The sequence below is a fragment of the Pseudomonas sp. CAN1 genome (genome assembly GCF_030462585.1).
Classification (GTDB): Bacteria; Pseudomonadota; Gammaproteobacteria; order Pseudomonadales; family Pseudomonadaceae; genus Pseudomonas.
In genome coordinates this window covers 33,303-53,514 of sequence record NZ_JASMRU010000027.1, presented here as the reverse complement: position 1 = coordinate 53,514, position 20,212 = coordinate 33,303, and the positions used below count along the sequence as shown (strand labels likewise).

Below are 20,212 nucleotides of genomic sequence, written 5' to 3'. Positions count from 1 at the left end.
TGCTAGGAGCCCCGAATCAGCACGCCCCTCATCGAAACCTGAGAACCGGGTAGGGGAATTCCTAACTACACTTCAATCCAGACGGGGCCCGCAGCATCGTCCTACCCCTGCTCCGGGTGCGAATCGCCCATCGCGTAGGAACTTGTTACGTTCCTTCGCTTGCCTGGGCCGTCCGCTCTGCTATTTTCCCGCCAGTGACGCCGGGCCCCTCTGACGGTTGCCAACCGCCATGTCGGAGTCACTTTTCGACAACGACACTAAGGGAGGGGCCAAATGACAGCTCTGCACGCCTTTTTGACCGAACCATTCCTCGGAACCGCCACCTGGTTCTGGCTGGCCTTCCTGGCCATCGTGATTCTCCTGCTGGTACTCGACCTGGGCGTTTTGCAACGCGACCACCATGAAATCGGTGTGCGCGAAAGCCTGATGCTGTCTGCCGGCTACTTCGCCTGCGGCCTGGCCTTCGGTGGCTGGGTCTGGTACGAGTTCGGCGCCACCAGCGCGGTGGAGTACTACACCGGTTTCCTCGTCGAACAGTCGCTGTCCATGGACAACGTATTCGTCATGGCGATGATCTTCGGCTTCTTCGGCATCCCCCGCCGCTACCAGCACCAGGTGCTGTTCTGGGGCATCCTCGGCGCCATCGTCATGCGCGCGCTGATGATCGGCCTGGGCGCCGCGCTGGTGAAGGAGTTCGAGTGGATCATGTACGTGTTCGGCGCCTTCCTGCTGTTCAGCGGCGTGAAGATGCTGTTCAGCAAGCATGACGACGAGCCGGACCTGGCGAACAACCCGGTGCTGAAGTTCCTGCGCAAGCGCATCCGCATGACCGACACCATTCACGAGCACCACTTCTTCGTGAAGATGCCGGACGCCTCGGGCAAGCTGGTGCGCTACGCCACCCCGCTGTTCCTGGCGCTGATCCTGATCGAACTGGCCGACCTGGTGTTCGCCGTGGACAGCGTGCCGGCGATCTTCGCCATCACCCAGGACCCGTTCATCGTCTACACCTCGAACATCTTTGCCATCCTCGGCCTGCGCGCCCTGTACTTCTCGCTAGCGGCGATGATCCACCGCTTCGTCTACCTGAAGTACGCCCTGGCGCTGGTGCTGGTATTCATCGGCACGAAGATTTTCCTCCACGGATTCATCGGCAAGGTTCCCGCAGCCCTGTCCCTTGGCGTAACCTTCGGCCTTTTGGCGGGTGGCATACTGCTATCCCTGCTCAAGACCCGCCGCGCCAGCGAGGAACCGCTGGAAATCGTCAGCCAGGAGAGGATGCATGCAAGCGCTGGAGGTGAGGATCGAAACCGTTGAGTTTCGTGGCCAGGCCTATTGGCAGGTCCGCCTCGGTCGCCGCGCGCTGCGCTTCCCCCACGAAGCCGCCGCGCGGGCCTTTGCCGCCCAGTTGCACACGCGGCGGGAATGGCTGATCGAGCAGCGGGCGAAGACCGACGGGCCGGAGCCCTCTTCCGAGCAATGAACGAACAAGGCCAGCGCAAGCTGGCCTTGTTCGTTGTGGGAGGCTGTTCGCGAGCAAGCTCGCTCCTACGAAAAGCTGCACGTAGGGCGCATAACCCGGAACGGGTTATCCGCCGGTGACAGCGATGGCGGATAACGCCTTAGGCGTTATTCGCCCTACCCATGGCCCGAACGCAGGAGCGGACTTCGTCCGCGATAGGTCCGCTTCGCGCCGGAAACCATCGCGGACGGAGTCCGCTCCTACGAAAAGCGTTACCTTCCGCCCATGAAAAAGGCCCGCATCAGCGGGCCTTTTTCATTAATGCCGGGGATCAGCGGCTGCTGCGCAGCGCGTCACGCGGCACGTATTTGCCGATTTCGAACTTGCCGATGGCGGCACGGTGCACTTCGTCCGGGCCGTCGGCCAGGCGCAGGGTGCGCTGCATGGCATAGAAGTACGCCAGCGGGGTGTCGTTGGAGACACCGGCGCCGCCGTGCATCTGGATGGCGCGGTCGATCACCTGCAGGGCGACGTTGGGCGCCACGACCTTGATCTGGGCGATCTCGCTCTGGGCGATCTTGTTGCCGGCGGTGTCCATCATGTACGCGGCATGCAGGGTCAGCAGGCGGGCCTGGTTGATCTCGATGCGCGAGTTGGCGATGTGGTCGATGTTGCCACCCAGGCGCGCCAGCGGCTTGCCGAAGGCGGTACGGCTGACGGAGCGCTTGCACATCAGTTCCAGCGCGCGCTCGGCCATGCCGATGGAGCGCATGCAGTGGTGGATGCGGCCTGGGCCGAGGCGGCCCTGGGCGATCTCGAAGCCGCGGCCTTCGCCGAGCAGCACGTTCTCGTAGGGCACGCGGACGTTCTCGAAGAGTACTTCGGCGTGGCCATGCGGGGCGTCGTCGTAGCCGAATACCGGCAGCGGACGGAGGATCTTCACGCCGGGGGTGTCGGTGGGCACCAGGATCATCGAGTGCTGCTGGTGACGCGGTGCGTCCGGGTTGGTCAGGCCCATGAAGATCATGATCTTGCAGCGCGGATCGCAAGCGCCGGAGGTCCACCACTTGCGGCCGTTGATGACCCACTCGTCACCGTCGCGCACCGCGTTGGCTTCCATGTTGGTGGCGTCGGACGAAGCCACGCCCGGCTCGGTCATGGCAAAGGCAGAGCGGATCTCGCCGCGCAGCAGCGGCTCCAGCCAGGTGCGCTTGTGCTCTTCGGTGCCGTAACGCACCAGCACTTCCATGTTGCCGGTGTCCGGCGCGGAGCAGTTGAAGGGCTCGGAGCCCATCAGCGAGCGACCCATGATTTCCGCCAGCGGCGCGTATTCCATGTTGGTCAGGCCGGCACCCAGCTCGGACTCGGGCAGGAACAGGTTCCACAGGCCTTCGGCCCGGGCCTTGGCCTTGAGCTCTTCCATGATGGCCGTGGGCTGCCAGCGGTCGCCTTGCGCCACTTGCTCCTCGAACACCTTCTCGGCGGGATAGACATAGGCATCCATGAACGCGGTAACGCGCTCACGCAGGTCTTGAACCTTGGCGGAATAAGCGAAATCCATGGGGGCTAACCTTCTGGCGGCGGTTGTTTGTGTGGTGATGATGCTAGAACAGCCCAAGGCATTTACCCAGCCTATTATCCGAATCAATGAACATTCATAACCCGTATGGACCTGAGCGTTCGTTCGGGTATGATCGGCCGCAGAACAACTACAAGCGGAGCCCTGGAATGAACCTCAGCAAGGTCGATCTGAACCTGTTCATCGTCTTCGACGCGATCTACACGGAAGCCAACCTGACCCGCGCCGGACAGATAGTCGGGATTACCCAGCCGGCCGTTTCCAACGCCCTCGCCCGCCTGCGTGAAACCTTCAACGACCCGCTGTTCGTGCGGACCGCGCAAGGCATGGTGCCCACGCCGATGGCGCAGAACATCATCGGGCCGGTGCGCAACGCGCTGCAGCTGCTGCGCGTCTCGGTGCAGGAGAGCCGTACCTTCACCCCGACCCAGGCGAGCAAGACCTACCGCATCAGCATGACCGACCTCACCGAGGCCATCGTCCTGCCGCCGCTGTTCCAGCGCCTGCGCCGCCTGGCGCCGAACGTGCACATCGAGAGCTTCCTCTCCAAGCGCCGCGAGACCACCAAGGAACTGGCCGCCGGCCGCCTCGACTTCGCCGTGGACGCACCGCTGAATACCGACCCGCAGGTGCGCCACGTCAAGCTGATGGAAGACCGCTACGTCTGCGCCATGCGCCAGGGCCACCCGCTGGCCAAGGACAAGCTGAGCCTGGACGAGTACCTGTCGGTGGCGCACATCCAGATTTCCAGCCGCCGCAGCGGCCTGGGCTATGTGGACCTGTCGCTGGGCAAGATGGGCCTGCAGCGCAAGATCGCCCTGCGCTCGCAGCACTACCTGATGGCGTCCACCGTGGTGCAGCAGACCGACATGGTGGTCACCGTGCCGGAGCGCTTCGCCCGCCACCACGGCCTGCATTTCGTCGACCTGCCGGTGAATGACGTGCCCAAGCTGGAAACCCACCTGTACTGGCACGAAAGCACTGACCAGGACCCGGCCAACCGCTGGATGCGCGAACAGATCATCGAGTTGTGCCAGCAGGTGACGGCGCGGGAAGCGCGTGAGGCGGCGGAGCGCGTTTGATGTTTGAGGCGATGTCCATCGATGGGTATCGCTGCGCTCCACGCCATCCTGCGTTTGCCATCCCTGGCAACCTGTGCCGCGCGGCTTTTGTAGGAGCGGAGCTTCTCCGCGATCCGGCCGCAAGGCCGGTATTCCCGAGTAAACCACTGTCCCGGCTGCGCCGGGATTCGCGGATAAGATCCGCTCCTACACCCGTCGACGTTTGCCATTCCTGGCACTCTGCGCCGCGGCGGCTCTTGTAGGAGCGGAGCTTCTCCGCGATCCGGCCGCAAGGCCGGTATTCCCGGCGTAATCGCTGTCCCGGCTGCGCCGGGATTTCGCGGATAAGATCCGCTCCTACCGTCACTCCAGCGCCCGCCGGACTTGTAGGAGCGAGGGGGACGCCATCGTTTTTGCTCGCGAACCGCGCAACCGGGAAATCCCCAGCGAGCATGCTTCGCGAGCAAGCTTGCTCCTACAGAAAAACAAGCCACCCGCAAACCCCGCCCTGCCGAAGTGCCTGTCCAACGAACAGGCCGGGGTCTGCCGGCGAACCCTTTACAGGCTCCGCGCGATCACCAGCCGCTGCACGTCGCTGGTGCCTTCGTAGATCTGGCACACGCGCACGTCGCGGTAGATGCGCTCCACCGGGTAGTCCTGCAGGTAGCCATAGCCGCCGAGCGTCTGGATCGCTGCGGAGCACACGCGCTCGGCCATTTCCGAGGCGAACAGCTTGGCCATGGAGGCTTCGGTCAGGCACGGCAGGCCGGCTTCGCGCAGGCTGGCGGCGTGGTGGACCATCTGCCGCGCCACGGCGATTTCGGTAGCCATGTCACTCAGGCGGAAGGCCACGGCCTGGTGCTGGATGATCGGCTTGCCGAAGGTCTCGCGCTCGTGGGCGTAGTCGCGGGCATACTCGAAGGCCGCGCGGGCCATGCCCACCGCCTGGGAGGCGATGCCGATGCGCCCGCCTTCCAGGTTCGCCAGGGCAATGGCGTAGCCCTGCCCCTCCTCGCCCAACCGGTAGCTGGCCGGGATGCGCACGTCATCGAAGGCGATCTGGCAGGTATCGGACGCATGCTGGCCGAGCTTGTCCTCGACGCGCACCACGCGATAACCCGGCGTGTCAGTGGGCACGATGAAGGCGCTGATGCCCTTCTTGCCCGCGGCCGCATCGGTCACCGCGAAGACGATCACCAGGCCGGCATGCTTGCCGGAGGTGATGAACTGCTTGCTGCCGTTCAGCACATAGTGGTCGCCGTCGCGGCGCGCACGGGTCTTGAGGAAGCTGGCGTCGGAGCCGGCCTGGGGTTCGGTCAGGGCGAAGGCACCGATCATCTCGCCCCGGGCCAGCGGCACGAGGAACTGGCGCTTCTGCTCGTCGTTGCCGAACTTGGCGATGGGCATGCAACCCACCGAGTTGTGCACGCTCATGATGGTCGAGCAGGCGCCGTCGCCGGCGGCGATTTCCTCCAGCGCCATGGCATAGGCCAGGTGGCCGGTTTGTGCGCCGCCCCACTGCTCCGCCACCAGCATGCCGAGGAAGCCGAGGTCGGCCATTTCCTTCAGCGCTTCGGCCGGGAAGCGGTGCTCGCGGTCCCAGTCGGCGGCGAAAGGTTTCAGCCGCTCCTGGGCGAACTGGCGGGCAACGTCGCGGATCTGGATGTCTTCTTCGCTGGGAATCATCTCTCGCTCCTTAGGCCAGGCGCTCGACCGCGATGGCCGTGGCTTCGCCACCACCGATGCACACCGAGGCCACGCCGCGCTTGAGGTCGTACTGCTTGAGCGCCGACAGCAGGGTGACGATCACCCGCGCGCCGGAAGCGCCAATGGGGTGGCCGAGGGCGCAGGCGCCGCCGTGGACGTTGAGCTTGTCGTGGGGAATGTCCAGGTCGCGCATGGCGGCCATGGCGACCACGGCGAAGGCCTCGTTGACCTCGAACAGGTCGACATCGCCCAGCGCCCAGCCGGTGCGCTGCATCAGGCGTTCGACCGCGCCCACGGGGGCAGTCGGGAACAGGTTCGGTGCGTCGGCGAAGGACGAATGCCCACGGATTGCCGCCAGCGGCGTCAAACCGCGCTTCTCGGCTTCGGACAGGCGCATCAGCACCAGCGCGGCGGCGCCATCGGAGATGGAGCTGGCGTTGGCTGCGGTCACGGTGCCGCTGTCGCGGAACGCCGGTTTCAGGGTGGGGATCTTGTCCAGCCTGGCCTTCGGCGGCTGCTCGTCTTCGCTGATGGCGCGCAGTTCCTTGCCGGCCTTCACGGTGACCGCGACGATCTCGTCCTTGAAGCGGCCTTCGCTCATGGCCTTCTGCGCGCGGGTCAGCGAGGTGATCGCGTACTCGTCCTGCTGCTCGCGGGTGAAGCCATATTTCTCGGCGCAATCCTCGGCGAAGGTGCCCATCAGGCGGCCCTTGTCGTAGGCGTCCTCGAGGCCGTCGAGGAACATGTGGTCGAGCACCCGGCCGTGGCCCATGCGGTAGCCGCTGCGGGCGCGATCCAGCAGGAACGGCGCGTTGGACATGCTCTCCATGCCGCCGGCCAGGGCAACGCGGGCGCTGCCGGCGAGGATGGCGTCGTGGGCCATCATCGCGGCTTTCATGCCGGAGCCGCACATCTTGTTCACCGTGGAGCACGGGGTGCCACGCGCCAGACCTGCACCCAGCACGGCCTGGCGCGCCGGCGCCTGGCCCTGCCCGGCGGCGAGCACGCAGCCGAGCACGGCTTCATCCACTTCTTCCGCGCCCAGGCGGGCACGCTCGACGGCCGCGCGGATCGCTGCTGCGCCGAGGGTGGCGGCGGTGACGTCCTTGAAGTCGCCGAGGAAGCCGCCCATGGGGGTACGGGTGGCGCTGACGATGACGATGGGATCGTTCATGACTCTGACCTCCTGCTTACTTCGCGGCCATGCGGATGGCGCCGTCGAGGCGGATGACCTCGCCGTTGAGCATGGTGTTCTCGATGATGTGGCGGGCCAGCGCGGCGTACTCGTCCGGGCGGCCGAGGCGCGGCGGGAACGGCACGCTGGCGCCGAGGGAATCGCGTACTTCCTGGGGCATCGCGGCCATCATCGGCGTCTCGAAGATGCCGGGGGCGATGGTCATCACGCGGATGCCCGAGCGCGCCAGTTCGCGGGCGATCGGCAGGGTCATACCGACCACCGCGCTCTTCGACGCGGAGTACGCGGCCTGGCCAATCTGCCCGTCGAAGGCAGCGACCGAGGCGGTGTTGATGATGATGCCGCGCTCGCCACCGGCATCCGGCTCGTTGCGGGCCATGGCTTCGGCGGCCAGGCGCAGCATGTTGAAGGTGCCGATCAGGTTGATGTTGATGGTGCGGGTGAAGCTTTCCAGCCCGTGCACGCCGTTACGGCCGATGACCTTTTCCGCCGGAGCCACGCCCGCGCAGTTGGCGAGGCCGTGCAGCGCACCGAAGGCGTCCAGCGCGAGTTGCACGGCGGCTTTGCCATCCGCCTCGCTGCACACGTCGGTGCGGATGAAGCGCGCGCTCGCCTCGCCCAGTTCGGCGGCCTGGGCCGCGCCGGCTTCGGCATTGACGTCGGCCAGCACTACCTTGGCGCCGGCGCTCACCAGCAGCTTTGCGGTGGCTGCGCCGAGGCCGGAACCGCCGCCGGTGATGAGGAATACCTTGTTCTGGATCTGCATGAAGTCTCTCCGCTGTGCTTAGTGAGCCGCCGCTTTCTCGGCTGCGTCGCGTTGTTTGGCGATCTCCTGGTTGCGCAGGAGGAAGCGCTGAATTTTGCCGCTGGGGGTCTTGGGCAGTTCGTCGACGAACTCCACTTCCCGCGGGTAGCTGTGCGCCGACAGTCGCTTGCGCACGTACTGTTGTAGTTCCTCGGCCAGCTCCGCGCCCGGCCGGAAGGACGAACAGAGCACCACGAAGGCCTTGACCAGTTCGGTGCGCTCCGGGTCCGGCTTGCCGATCACCGCCGCCTCGATCACCGCCGGGTGCTCGATCAGCGCGCTCTCCACGTCGAACGGGCCGACGCGGTAGCCGGAGGTGGTAATCAGGTCGTCGGCGCGACCGACGAAGCTGATGCTGCCGTCGGCGTTCAGCTCCACGGTGTCGCCGCTCAGGTAGTAGTCGCCGACGAAGGATTTCGTCTGCATGCCCTGGTAGCCGGCGAACCACATCAGCGGCGACTGGCGGCGGTCCATGGCCAGCACGCCGGGCTGGCCGGCGGGCAGCTCGTTGCCCTGCTCGTCCAGCACCACCACGCGGTGGCCGGGGATGGAGAAGCCGGCCGCGCCCATGTGCACCGGGTGCTGCAGCTCGTGGTGGTTGGCCAGCACCATGCCCAGCTCGGTCTGGCCGTAGTGGTCGTGGATGGTCACGCCCAGCTCGCTGGCGAACCAGCGGATCACTTCCGGCGTCAGCGGTTCACCGGCGCTGCTCACCGCGCGCAGGCGGCCCTTGAGCGGTTTCGACACCGCCTCGCCAGCGGCGATCAGCAGCCGGTAAGCAGTGGGCGAGCCGGTCAGGTTGGTGATGGCGTACTTGCGCACGATGCGGCAGGTGCTTTCCACCGTGAACGCGCCTTCGTAGAAGGTGATCGGGTGCCCCATGGCCAGCGGCCCGGTGACACCGTAGTAGAGCCCGTAGGCCCAGCCCGGATCGGCGAGGTTCCAGAACGAATCTTCCTCGCGCAGCCCCACCGCATCGCGCATGTAGCCGACGAACGCGACGATGGCCTTGAGCGGCACGGCCAGCGGCTTGGCCAGCCCGGTGGTGCCGGAGGTGAACATCAGCAGGAAGGTGTCTTCACCGCTGCGCAGCACCGGTTCGAAGTCCGGCGAGTGGCGTTCCAGTTCGGCCCAGAAGCTGTAGTCGCCGTGGCGGATGCCCTGCCCCTTCGGCCCGCCGACAGTCACCAGCGTGGGCGCGTCGGGCACCTCGTCGAGCTTGCTGCGGTTGGCGCCGTCGGTGACCACCACCTTGCTGCCGGCCAGCTTGACCCGGTGCTCGATGGCCTTGGGGCCGAAGGCGGTGAACAACGGCTGGTAGACCGCGCCCAGGCGCCAGGTGCCGAGGACGGTGATCAGCAGTTCCGGGGTGCGCGGCAGCATGCCGGAGACGACGTCGCCGGGGCGCACGCCAAGGCCATGGAGGAAGCTGGCGCAGCGGCCGGAAAGCTCCTTGAGCTGGGTGAAGGTGTAGGAGGCGCTGTCGCCGTCCTTGCCCTCCCAGAACAGCGCAACACGGCCGGGGATGGCGTGGCGGTCGCAGCATTCGACACAGGCATTGAGGGCATCGAGGTTGCCGGCCAGGACGGCATCGGCGGTGGCGCGGTAGTCGAACTCGGCCGTGGCGGCGGTATGGGGACGCATCGCGGAACTCCTGGGTTTGTTCTTGTCTGGAGTCCCCTGATGTTCCCGCCGCGCTGGCCCGCGGGCAATGTCGAAAGCCGCCAATCTGGATGAGCGGATTGGACAGCCAGGGTTTAGCGCGATGGTTGGAAATACGTAGGAGCGGACTTCGTCCGCGATGGGTCAGGTGCCGTGCGGTTCGCGAGCAAGAACTAGGCGTCCCCCTCGGTCCTACGAAGAGCGCACGGTGCAATCCTGTAGGAGCGAGCTTGCTCGCGAACCCGCCCGAACTGCGGTATCGCCGGTCGATCCCAGGCATGGCCCGCTCCTACCTCAACCGGCTAAATACCGTGCTCACCTGTAGGAGCGGATCTTATCCGCGAACCGGCCGTCAGGCCGGTCAACCCATGTCCCGGCTGCGCCGGGATTTCGCGGAGAAGCTCCGCTCCTACAAGAGCCTCATGCGGCAGAGTTAGGCGGTCAAACGCGGAATTGATCCATCAACCCCTGCTGATGATTGGCCAGCTTGTTCAGCGACTGGCTCACCTGCGCCGATTCCTGCGCCTGGCTGGACAGCGATTCGGTCACGTCGCGGATGCCGGCGACGTTGCGGTTGATCTCCTCGGCCACCGCGCTCTGTTCCTCGGCGGCGCTGGCGATCTGCAGGTTCATGTCGGTGATCACGCCCACCGCGTCGCCGATGCGCTTCAGCGCAGCAACCGCCTGCTCGACCTGACTCACGCTGTCCTGCGCCTGACGGTGGCTGTTGCTCATGGCACCGACTACATCGCGGGTGCCGTTCTGCAAGCCTTCGATGACCTGGCGGATTTCCTCCACCGAGTCCTGGGTGCGCTTGGCGAGGTTGCGCACTTCGTCGGCGACCACCGCAAAGCCACGCCCGGCCTCACCGGCGCGGGCGGCTTCGATGGCGGCGTTGAGCGCCAGCAGGTTGGTCTGCTCGGCGATGCCGCGGATCACTTCCAGCACCGAGCCGATCTGCTCGCTGCTCGCCGCCAGACCTTCCACCTGACTCATGGCGCTGCTCATGTCGCTGGCCAGTTCGTCGATCAAGCGGGTGGTGCTGTCGATGACGCTCAAGCCATCACGGGTCGCCCCATCGGCGCCGCGGGCGGCATCGGCGGCCATGGCGGCGCTGTTGGCGACGTCGTGGGCGGTGGCGCTCATCTCTTGCGAGGCGGTGGCCACCTGGTCGACTTCGCGGAACTGCTGCTGCATGCCGGCGCTGGTCTGGCTGGCGATTTCCGAGGATTGGTCGGCGGTGGCGCGGGCGTCCTGCACCGAGGACTTCACGTCGCGGATGATCGGCTGCAGCTTGTCGAGGAAGCGGTTGAACCAGCCGGCCAGCTCGCCCAGTTCGTCCTTGCCGGCGTAGTCCAGGCGTTTGGTCAGGTCGCCTTCGCCGCTGGCAATGTTGCGCAGCATGGCGGCGACATTGAGGATCGGCCGGGTCACGCCGCGGGCGGTGAGCCAGACCAGCAGCAGGCCGACGATGGCGGCAGCGAGGCCGAACAGGGTCTGCCACAGGGCGCCACTGGAGTTGCGTTCATCCAGCTGTTTCTGCAGTTCCAGCGCCGGGGCCAGCAGCACGTCCTGCGGTACATCGAGGACCACGGCCCAGGGCTTGGTGGCATCCGGGATCGGCAGCAGCGGTTGCAGCACGCGCAGCTGGCCATCCTGCTCCAGCACCTGCGGACGACCGCCGGCCTGCAGGGACAGCAGCTCGGCAGCCTGGCCGGGGATGGCCTTGGCCAGCGGCTGACCGAGCAGCGCTTCATCGCTGCTGTAGCCGGCGAGCAGGCCGGCCGGGCTGACGATGCTGACGCTACCGGCGCCGTCGTAGAGCTGGCGGTCGCCATCCACGCTGAGCTGCTGCAGGCGGCTCAGGCTGATGTCGATGCCGATCACGGCGATGACCTTGCCCTGGTCGATCAGCGGGAAGGTCACGGTGGTCATCAGCACCTTGCTGCCCGAGGCGCTGTCGAAATACGGGTTGAGCACGCAGGCCTTGCGGGTCTGCAGCGGGCACAGCTGCCAGGTGTTGAACGGGCTGCCGTCGAGCATGACGGAGGTGTCGGCGATCATGTCCTCGGTGACCGCAAGACCGGTCATCTCGCCGGAGGCCTTCTGCGCCCAGTAGGCGCCGAAGCGGCCTTTCTCGTTGCTGCCGGCATCGGGCTGGTCATGGAAGGCGGCGTCCTGGCCGTCCAGTGCATCGGGCTCGAAGACCACGTAGAGACTGAGCAGGTTCGGGTTGCTCTTCAGCCCGTCGCGCACCAGCTGGTTGAGGTCCTTGCGCACGCCACCGGCTTCTGCGCCGTGCCTGATCGACTGCTCGCGCAGCTGGGCGACCTGGCGGGAGAACTGGTTGCCGAAGTGGTAAACGTCGGTGAAGAAGCGCTGGATGATCTCCGCCTGCTGCTCACTGCGCGCCTGCATCCGCGACTTGGCCGCGTCCTTGAGCATGTCCGCGTTGGCCGCCTTGATCAGCTGCGCGTCGTGGCTCATCCGGAACAGCGAGAGGCCGACCAGCAGGCAGACGATGCAGAGCAGGCAGAGGCCGGTCAGCAGCGTGATCTTCCACTGGATCGAAAGGCGGGAAAGGGGCATGGAGTGGCGTCCTTGAGCAACAAGCAGTTCTTGGGAGTTTTATCGGCTTGTAAGGCGGCTACTTGAGCCGAGCCCTTAAATTTCAGGGCTCCTGGCGGATCAGCGCGCGGTACTGCCCGGGCGTCGATCCGGTCCATTTGCGGAAGGCCTTGTAGAAGGCACTGGTGTCGGCAAAACCCAGCTCTTCCGCGAGGTCGGCGAAGTTGCCGTCGCCGCTGTCCAGCCGCGCGATGGCGAGGTCGCGGCGCAGCTGGTCCTTGAGCGCCTGGTAGGACTGCCCTTCGGCGGCGAGCTTGCGGCGCAGGGTCGAGGGCGCCATGTAGAAGTGCCCGGCAAGGGCGTCGAGGTCCGGCCAGCGCTCGAACTTCAGGCTGCGCAGGTAGGCCTTGGTACGTGCGGCGAGGCTCTGCGGGTCGCGGTAGCGCACCAGGATGTTGGCCGGCGCGCCACCGAGGAAGCGCCGCAGCTCGCGTTCATCGCGGCGCACCGGCAGGTCGAGCGCCTCGGCGTTGAATAGCAGGCGCGACTGGCGGCGGGAAAAGTTGAGGTTCTCGCTGAACATCACCCGGTAGTCGGCGATGAAGTCCGGCTGCGGGCAGCGCAGCTCGATGGCCAGCACCGGGATGCGCCGACCCACCAGCCAGCAGGCCAGGCCGTGCAGCATCAGCCACAGGGTGAAGTAGCAGAAGGCGCGCGGCGCCGGGCCCTCGGGTTCATCGAGGACGATGGCGGCCAAGCCTTCCTGGCGCGTCAGGCGCGGGGTGAAGTCGTCGAACACCAGTCCCATGAAACGCAGTGCAGCGTTCATCGCCGCTTCCAGGGTCGGCTCGCGCACCGCCGCGGCGGTCATGAAGTTGAAGCTGCCGGATTTCATCCGTCGCGCGTTCATGCCGAAGAACTCGTCGTCCATCTCCTTCGCCAGGCGCAGCCAGAGCCGTGCGTAGGCCTGGCTGGAAACCCGCGCATAGGGCTTGCCGAACAGCTCCGGGGCGATGCCGGCGGCGGACAATAGCGGAGCGTCATCGCGGCCGGCGCGACGAAACTCGGCCAGCGCTTCGCTGACCAGGCGGATGGAGATGGTGCCCTTCTCTACGCCCATGGCGCCCCGGCATTCCGGGCGCGCGCCAGGGCGCAGGCAGGCATCGGGTGATCAACCACGCTTGCTGCGCACCTCTTCGATGCTGATCTCGCGCATGCGGAACTTCTGGATCTTGCCGGTCACCGTCATCGGGAACTCGTCGCAGAAGCGGAAGTGGCGCGGCACCTTGAAGTGGGCGATGGCGTTCTTGCAGAAGGCGCGCAGCTCGTCTTCGACGACGCTGTGGCCGGGGTGGAACTTGACCCAGGCCACCAGTTCCTCGCCGTACTTCTCGTCGGGGATGCCGATCACCTGGGCGTCAGCGACGGCGTGGTGGGTGTAGAGGAATTCCTCGATCTCGCGCGGATAGATGTTCTCGCCGCCGCGGATGATCATGTCCTTGCTGCGCCCGACGATGCGCACGTTGCCGGCTTCGTCCATCTCGGCGAGGTCGCCGGTGAGCATCCAGCGCGCCGGGCTGATGGCCTCGGAGGTCGCCTGCGGGTTGTTCCAGTAGCCGAGCATCACGCTGTAGCCACGGGTACACAGCTCGCCGATGGTGCCGCGCGGGACGATGCGGCCGTCGGCGTCGATGATCTTGCTTTCCAGGTGCGGCTGGGTGCGGCCGACCGTGGTGACGCGGGTTTCCAGGTCGTCTTCCGGGCCGGTCTGCAGCGACACCGGGCTGGTCTCGGTCATACCGTAGGCGATCTGCACTTCGGCCATGTGCATCTCGTCGATGACCCGGCGCATCACTTCGATCGGGCAGGTGGCGCCGGCCATGATGCCGGTGCGCAGGCTCGACAGGTCGAAGTCGCGGCGGGTCGGGTGGTCCAGTTCGGCGATGAACATGGTCGGTACGCCGTACAGCGCGGTGGCCTTTTCTTCCGCCACCGCCGCCAGGGTCGCCTCGGGCTCGAAGCTCGGCGCGGGGTAGATCATGGTGGAGCCGTGGGTCAGGCAGCCGAGGTTGCCCATCACCATGCCGAAGCAGTGGTACAGCGGCACCGGGATCACCAGGCGGTCGTGCTCGGTGAGGCCGAGGCTGTCGCCGACCATCAGGCCGTTGTTGAGGATGTTGTAGTGGCTGAGCGTGGCGCCCTTGGGGAAGCCGGTGGTGCCGGAGGTGTACTGGATGTTGATCGGCTCGTCGAACTGCAGCAGCGCCTGGCGCTCGGCGAGTTCGCCGGCGGCGATGCCTCGGCCCAGCGGCTCCAGCTGGCTCCAGCGCAGGAAGCCGGTGGGCGCGCTGTCGGACAGGCTGATCACCCCGCGCAGCTCCGGCAGGCGGTCGCTGGACAGCTCGCCCGGCCGGCCCTGCCCCAGTTCAGGCAGCAGGTCGGCGAGCATGCCGTGGTAATCCGAGGACTTGAAGGAGTCGGCGCACACCAGCCAGCGGCAGCCGGACTGCTTGAGCGCATATTCGAGTTCGTTCACCCGGTAGGCCGGGTTGATGTTGACCAGCACGGCGCCGACCTTGGCGCTGGCGAACTGGGTGACGCACCACTGCGCGCAGTTGGGCGCCCAGATTCCCAGGCGGTCGCCGGGACGCAGGCCGAGGGCTAGAAAAGCGCGGGCGATGCCATTGACCACCTCGGCCAGTTCGGCCCAAGTGTAGCGCAGGTTCTGGTGACGCACGACCAGCGCCTCGCGCGGGGCGAAACGCTCGACGGTGGCGTCGAAGGCTGCGCCGACGGTCATGGCCAGCAGGGGCTTGTCCTGCGGGCCGCGGGTGTAACTCAGGTGGTTCATGGCTTTCCCTTGTTGTGCTTGTTCTGGGATCAACGCTGAACGAGCGGTTCAGGCAGCGACGTCGGGCGTCGGGAACCGCGCTTGCTTACCGGCAGCCACGCGGCTGACTGGCCGGTCGCAGGCTGCGGGACATGTTTACGTTAACGTAAAGGTAAACGCAACCCCGACCATTGCCCGACCATTGGCAGCGCAGCGGGCCGGGCGCCTCCGCTCATTGAAGGATAGCTACTCACAAAGCGTGCCATCCGGCCTGAACGCCATATACGGCGCGGCTTTCAGAAGGTTTTCAGCCGTTCAAGCGGACGCCGTTCCGGTTGCATTTCGCAACAGCTCGGGCAAGCTGCCGCGCCGCGATGTCCAGCGCGGGTTGCGGCCTTGCTGAAACAGGTGCCGGTACGTCTCAGGCTGTCGCAATCTGAGACGCCCCGCACCACGTGCGCTATGGCGGACCTTGCATTAGAATTCGCGGAAATTGCCTACATGGATGTAGACACATTCCCACCATAATCTTGCGAATTACATCCATGCCTAGTCGTCGTTCGATACTGAGCCTGCTGTTTGCCTGTGCCGCTGTTGTCTGTTCATCGAACACCTTCGCCGCCTCCCCCGCCAAGGCGGCATCGCCCAAGGAGCTGGTGCTCGCCTCCGGCAGCGCCCTGGTGGTCGACCTGGAAAACGGCAAGACCCTCTACTCCAGCAATCCCAACCTGGTGGTGCCCATCGCCTCGGTGACCAAGCTGATGACCGCCATGGTCACCCTGGACGCCAAGCTGCCGATGAACGAGCTGATCCCCGTGGACATCTCCGAGACCGCCGAGATGAAGGGCGTGTTCTCCCGCGTCCACCTGGGCAGCATGATCAGCCGCCAGAACATGCTGCTGCTGGCGCTGATGTCCTCGGAGAACCGCGCGGCCGCGAGCCTCGCCCACAACTATCCGGGCGGCTCGAAAGCCTTCGTCGCGGCGATGAACGCCAAGGCGAAATCCCTCGGCATGACCAGCACCCACTACGTCGAGCCCACCGGCCTGTCGATCCACAACGTCTCCGACGCCAACGACCTGATCCGCCTGGCCAAGGCCGCCTACACCTACCCGCAGATCCGCGCGATGAGCACCACCGCGACCAGCGACGCACGCTTCAGCAAGCCCAGCTACTCCCTGAGCTTCTTCAACACCAACCCGCTGGTGCGCAACGGCAAGTGGGACATCCGCCTGACCAAGACCGGCTTCACCAACGACGCCGGCCACTGCCTGGTGATGGTCACCATGATGAACGGCCGCCCGGTCGCCCTGGCCCTGCTCGATGCCTTCGGCAAGCGCACCCACGTGGCCGACGCCAGCCGCATCCGCCGCTGGGTGGAAACCGGTGTCGCCTCGCCGGTGCCCGCCGTCGCCCTGCAGTACAAGGCCCAGCGCAGTCAGGCGCGTGCGGCCAACATCACGGCCAACGCCGAGTAAGCTCCTCCCCCGCGCTGGCGGAGTCCGCTCCGCCAGCCGCCCTCTCCTTCCTCTTTTCAGCCTGTCGCTTCAGCCCTGCTGGATGGCGCTTCCGCCACTTATATGCCGATCGTCATTCAATGCTAGTATGACGACCGTAATATTTGATTGCCGGAGCCTTGCGATGACCGAACTGACACTCACCCGTGAACAGAAGATTGCCGCCTGGGAAGCGGCGGCCGCGCAGATGCGCCAGCGCCTGGCCGAACCTGGCGTGGTGTCGCTGCAGGAATTGCGCGGCAAGACGCCCCAGGAGTTCTTCGACGGCATCGGCGCCGGCGAGCTGCCCGCCCCGCCGATCAATGCGCTGATCGGCTTCGTCCCGCTGGAATGGGGCCAGGGCCGCTTCATCTTCCAGGGCACCCCGGACATGCGCCACTACAACCCGCTGGGCACCGTGCACGGCGGCTACGCGGCGACGCTGCTGGACTCGGCCATGGGCTGCGCGGTGCACACCATGCTCGAACCGGGGCTGGGCTACACCACCACCGACCTGCGCATCAGCTACATCCGCGCACTGACCCGCGACACCGGGCCGATCCGCGCCGAAGGCACCCTGGTGCACATCGGCCGCTCCACCGCCCTGGCCGAGGGCCGCCTCTACGACGTGGACGGCCGGCTCTACGCCACCGGCTCCACCACCTGCCTGATCCTCGGGCGCTGACATTCAGGAGAACGACCATGACTTCCGTCGTCATCGCGGGTTATGCCCGCTCCCCGTTCCACTTCGCGAAAAAAGGCGCGCTGATCGACGTGCGCCCGGACGACCTCGCCGCGCAGACGGTCAAGGGCCTGGTAGCGCGCAGTGGCCTGGACGCCCGGCTGATCGAAGACCTGATCATGGGCTGCGCCTACCCCGAGGCCGAACAGGGCATGAACTTGGCGCGCATCACCGGCTTCCTCGCCGGGCTGCCGGAAACGGTGGCCGGCGCCACGGTGAACCGCTTCTGCGGCTCGTCCATGACCTCCATTCACTTCGCCGCCGGGCAGATCCAGCTCGGCGCGGGGGATGCCTTCATCTGCGCGGGCGTGGAATCCATGACCCGCGTGCCCATGGGCGGCTTCAACCTCTCGCCCAACCCGCGCCTGCTGGCGGAGTTCCCCCAGGCCTACATGCCCATGGGGCAAACTGCCGAGATCGTCGCCGAGCGCTTCGGCATCTCCCGCGCGGACCAGGAAGCCATGGCCGTGGACTCCCACGCCAAGGCTGCCCGCGCCCGCGAGCAGGGCCTGCTGGCGGCGGAAATCGTGCCCGTCGACACGCCCAATGGCGTTGTCAGCGAGGATGGCTGCATCCGCCCCGGCACCAACCTGGAGGCGCTGACGCAGCTCAAGCCGGCCTTCGGCGGCAGCGTTACCGCCGGCACCGCCTCGCCGCTCACCGATGGCGCGGCGGCCGTACTGGTGTGCAGCGAGGACTTCGCCCGCGCCAACGGGCTGGACATCCTGGCGCGAGTGAAGGCCGTCGCCGTGGTCGGCTGCCCGCCGGAAATCATGGGCATGGGCCCGCTCTATGCGACCCGCAAGCTGCTCGACCGCGCCGGACTGCGCATGGCCGACATCGACCTGGTGGAGATCAACGAGGCCTTCTCCAGCCAGGCACTGGCCTGCCTGCGCGGGCTGGAGCTAGATAGCGACCGGGTCAACCTGCACGGCGGCGCCCTCGCCATCGGCCACCCGCTGGGCGCCACCGGCGCGCGCATCACCGGCAAGGCGGCGGCACTGCTGAAGGAAACCGGCGGGCGCTATGCCATCGCGACCCAGTGCATTGGCGGTGGGCAAGGTGTGGCGACCTTGCTCGAAGCCGTTAGCTGATTGTCACGCCTTACCGTGCCACTGAGGGCCCGATATTGGGCGAAGACATCGCGGACGGAGTCCGCTCCTACGCGGTCGAGGTTGATCGTAGGAGCGGACTCCGTCCGCGATCCTCTTTCCGCGCATGCCCTGTCTGTCCTGAATCACCTCCCCTCGCCAACCCTGCGTTAGAATGACATCCAGCATTCCATGATCCGCAGGAGACCGGTCATGCGTTACTCCGAAGACCACAAGGCCCAGACCCGCGAACGCATCATCAACGAGGCGGCGCAGCGCTTCCGCAGCGAGGGTGTGGACGCCACCGGCCTGCAGACGCTGATGAAGGCGCTGGGCCTGACCCACGGCGGTTTCTACGCGCACTTCAAGTCCAAGGACGAGCTGGTGGAGATCGCCCTGCAGCAGGCCGCCGAGCAACTGCGCCCGGTCGTCGACCAGCAGTTCGAGAAGGCCGAGCCGCTGCCCGGCTTCATCGACCAGTACCTCTCCCCCGGCCACCGCAACGCGCCCGGCAAGGGCTGCCCGCTGCCGACCATCTCGGCCGAACTGGGCGCGCGCGGCCWTGCCAGCGCCACCACCGACGCCATCGTCCAGGCACGGATCGACGCCATTGAGAAGGCGCTGCCCAGCGAGCATGCCGAGGACGAGAGCGTCGCCATGCTCGCCACCCTGATCGGTGCGCTGGTGCTGGCGCGCAGCGTGGCTGATCCGGAGATGTCCGACCGCATCCTGGAGAGCACCCGCCGGCACCTGAAGCGCGAGATCGGCGCAGCGGAGTGAATCACCCACAGCAGGCACCTGCGGCGCTTCTGTAGGGCGGATAACGCGCCAGCGTTATCCGCCGCTCAAGGGCCGGCGGATAACCTGTTCCAGGTTATTCGCCCTACGCTCCCACGCACCAATTTCAGCGCCGATCGACACCTGTAGGAGCGAGGGGGACGCCATCGTTCTTGCTCGCGAATCGCCCAGCAACCGTGCCTTGCGGGTTCGCGAGCAAGCTCGCTCCTACGAAAAGCGTCCACGCCATTTCGAACCCGCATAAAAAAGCCCCGGCGCAAGGCCGGGGCAAGCTTTTCGCCACTCAGTTACTCGATCAGGCCAGCGCCACGCCATAACGCTGCGCCGGGGCGCTGCGCGACAGGTTCGGTGCCATCTTCAGGCGCGCGGCGGTGAAGGCATCGAATTCGCCCGCATCCGGCAGCGCCGGCAAGGTCACCACTTCGCCCTGGGCCAGGCCGGCCAGCGCGGCGTCGACCATGTGGTTCACATCCATCAGCATCTCCGCCGGCAGTGCGGAGATATCAGTGCCGGCGCGGTCCCAGATTTCGGTACGGGTGGCACCCGGCAACACGGCCTGGATGCGCAGGCCCAGCGGCGCCAGTTCCTGCTGCATGGACTGGGTCAGGTTGAGCACGAAGGCCTTGGTGGCGCTGTAGCTGCCGTTGAACAGTTCCGGCGCCAGGGCCAGCACCGAGGCCACGTTGATGATGGTGCCGCGCCCACGCCCGGCGAAGGCCTTGGCGGCAGCGCCGGCCAGGCGCGCGGTGGCGATGACGTTCAGCTCGATCATGCTTTCCAGGCGGTCCAGGTCGGTCTCCAGCAGCGTGCCGTTGATCGCCACGCCGGCGTTGTTCAGCAGCAGGCTGAGGCTGGCGTCTTCGGCCAGGCGGGCCTCGATGCGGGCGCGGTCTTCGCGACGGGTCAAGTCGGCCTTCAACACGTCCACCGAGACGCCGTATTCCTCGGCCAGACGCGTGGCCAGGGCTTCCAGGCGCTGCTGGTCGCGGGCCACCAGCAGCAGGTCGTAGCCCTGGGCGGCAAGGCGCTGGGCGTAGGTGGCGCCGATGCCGGAGGAAGCACCGGTGATCAGTGCACGGCCCAGTTCGGATTTGGCATTCATGGTTCTTGCTCCAGGGAGGCAGTCGCCCCGCTTGCAGGATTGAGTGGGCCGGATGGCCGTCTGGAATGTCCGGCCACTGGAATGATGACCGTCATCTGATTGCGAATATTATGC

At 66.4% G+C, this 20,212-nt stretch carries 16 protein-coding genes; 7 read left to right on the top strand and 9 right to left on the bottom strand.

Annotation, left to right across the window (positions count from 1 at the left end; translation table 11 throughout):
- The first annotated feature begins 273 nt into the window (after window positions 1-273).
- Together QO207_RS25220 and QO207_RS25215 are read left to right on the top strand one after the other, a co-directional pair.
- On the top strand, window positions 274-1,317 hold the full coding sequence (locus tag QO207_RS25220) for a TerC family protein (protein ID WP_301534995.1): 1,044 nt from the start codon (window positions 274-276) through the stop codon (window positions 1,315-1,317).
- The gene (locus QO207_RS25215) at window positions 1,283-1,483 is read left to right on the top strand and encodes a hypothetical protein (protein WP_301534994.1); all 201 of its coding nucleotides are present in this window, start codon (window positions 1,283-1,285) and stop codon (window positions 1,481-1,483) included. Before QO207_RS25220 ends, QO207_RS25215 begins: the two co-directional genes overlap by 35 nt.
- A gap of 310 nt (window positions 1,484-1,793) precedes the next feature.
- On the opposite strand, the gene QO207_RS25210 is transcribed toward QO207_RS25215, so the two are convergent.
- Window positions 1,794-3,023: an acyl-CoA dehydrogenase gene (locus QO207_RS25210; RefSeq protein ID WP_301534993.1), complete on the bottom strand. Its 1,230-nt coding sequence runs from the start codon at window positions 3,021-3,023 to the stop codon at window positions 1,794-1,796.
- Window positions 3,024-3,190: 167 nt separating this feature from the next.
- Between QO207_RS25210 and QO207_RS25205 the strand changes: the two genes are divergently transcribed.
- Window positions 3,191-4,123 (top strand): LysR family transcriptional regulator, encoded by a 933-nt coding sequence (locus QO207_RS25205; protein ID WP_301534992.1) that lies wholly within the window; start codon window positions 3,191-3,193, stop codon window positions 4,121-4,123.
- A 537-nt stretch (window positions 4,124-4,660) separates the two neighbouring features.
- Here the strand turns inward: QO207_RS25205 and QO207_RS25200 are convergent.
- The 7 genes from QO207_RS25200 to QO207_RS25170 form a co-directional block, all read right to left on the bottom strand.
- Window positions 4,661-5,788, bottom strand: a complete 1,128-nt coding sequence (locus QO207_RS25200) for an acyl-CoA dehydrogenase family protein (protein ID WP_138216671.1) — start codon at window positions 5,786-5,788, stop codon at window positions 4,661-4,663.
- Window positions 5,789-5,798: 10 nt separating this feature from the next.
- The gene (locus tag QO207_RS25195) at window positions 5,799-6,983 is read right to left on the bottom strand and encodes an acetyl-CoA C-acyltransferase (protein WP_301534991.1); all 1,185 of its coding nucleotides are present in this window, start codon (window positions 6,981-6,983) and stop codon (window positions 5,799-5,801) included.
- A 16-nt stretch (window positions 6,984-6,999) separates the two neighbouring features.
- On the bottom strand, window positions 7,000-7,770 hold the full coding sequence (locus QO207_RS25190; protein WP_301534990.1) for a 3-hydroxyacyl-CoA dehydrogenase: 771 nt from the start codon (window positions 7,768-7,770) through the stop codon (window positions 7,000-7,002).
- 18 nt (window positions 7,771-7,788) lie between these two features.
- The gene (locus QO207_RS25185; protein ID WP_301534989.1) at window positions 7,789-9,453 is read right to left on the bottom strand and encodes an acyl-CoA synthetase; all 1,665 of its coding nucleotides are present in this window, start codon (window positions 9,451-9,453) and stop codon (window positions 7,789-7,791) included.
- Window positions 9,454-9,912: 459 nt separating this feature from the next.
- Window positions 9,913-12,060, bottom strand: a complete 2,148-nt coding sequence (locus QO207_RS25180; protein ID WP_301534988.1) for a methyl-accepting chemotaxis protein — start codon at window positions 12,058-12,060, stop codon at window positions 9,913-9,915.
- A gap of 82 nt (window positions 12,061-12,142) precedes the next feature.
- Window positions 12,143-13,159, bottom strand: coding sequence for an AraC family transcriptional regulator (locus tag QO207_RS25175; protein WP_301534987.1), 1,017 nt, complete (start codon window positions 13,157-13,159; stop codon window positions 12,143-12,145).
- A 51-nt stretch (window positions 13,160-13,210) separates the two neighbouring features.
- The gene (locus QO207_RS25170) at window positions 13,211-14,890 is read right to left on the bottom strand and encodes an AMP-binding protein (protein WP_301534986.1); all 1,680 of its coding nucleotides are present in this window, start codon (window positions 14,888-14,890) and stop codon (window positions 13,211-13,213) included.
- A gap of 524 nt (window positions 14,891-15,414) precedes the next feature.
- Between QO207_RS25170 and pbpG the strand changes: the two genes are divergently transcribed.
- The 4 genes from pbpG (at window position 15,415) to QO207_RS25150 (ending at window position 18,978) form a co-directional block, all read left to right on the top strand.
- Window positions 15,415-16,347: a D-alanyl-D-alanine endopeptidase gene (pbpG, locus tag QO207_RS25165; protein WP_301534985.1), complete on the top strand. Its 933-nt coding sequence runs from the start codon at window positions 15,415-15,417 to the stop codon at window positions 16,345-16,347.
- 226 nt (window positions 16,348-16,573) lie between these two features.
- Window positions 16,574-17,050, top strand: a complete 477-nt coding sequence (locus tag QO207_RS25160; protein ID WP_301535014.1) for a PaaI family thioesterase — start codon at window positions 16,574-16,576, stop codon at window positions 17,048-17,050.
- Window positions 17,051-17,067: 17 nt separating this feature from the next.
- Entirely contained in the window at window positions 17,068-18,201 is a 1,134-nt protein-coding gene (locus QO207_RS25155) for a thiolase family protein (RefSeq protein ID WP_301534984.1), read from the top strand.
- A 210-nt stretch (window positions 18,202-18,411) separates the two neighbouring features.
- The gene (locus tag QO207_RS25150; protein ID WP_301534983.1) at window positions 18,412-18,978 is read left to right on the top strand and encodes a TetR/AcrR family transcriptional regulator; all 567 of its coding nucleotides are present in this window, start codon (window positions 18,412-18,414) and stop codon (window positions 18,976-18,978) included.
- Window positions 18,979-19,291: 313 nt separating this feature from the next.
- On the opposite strand, the gene QO207_RS25145 is transcribed toward QO207_RS25150, so the two are convergent.
- Window positions 19,292-20,098 (bottom strand): SDR family oxidoreductase, encoded by an 807-nt coding sequence (locus QO207_RS25145; protein WP_301534982.1) that lies wholly within the window; start codon window positions 20,096-20,098, stop codon window positions 19,292-19,294.
- Window positions 20,099-20,212: the final 114 nt, after the last annotated feature.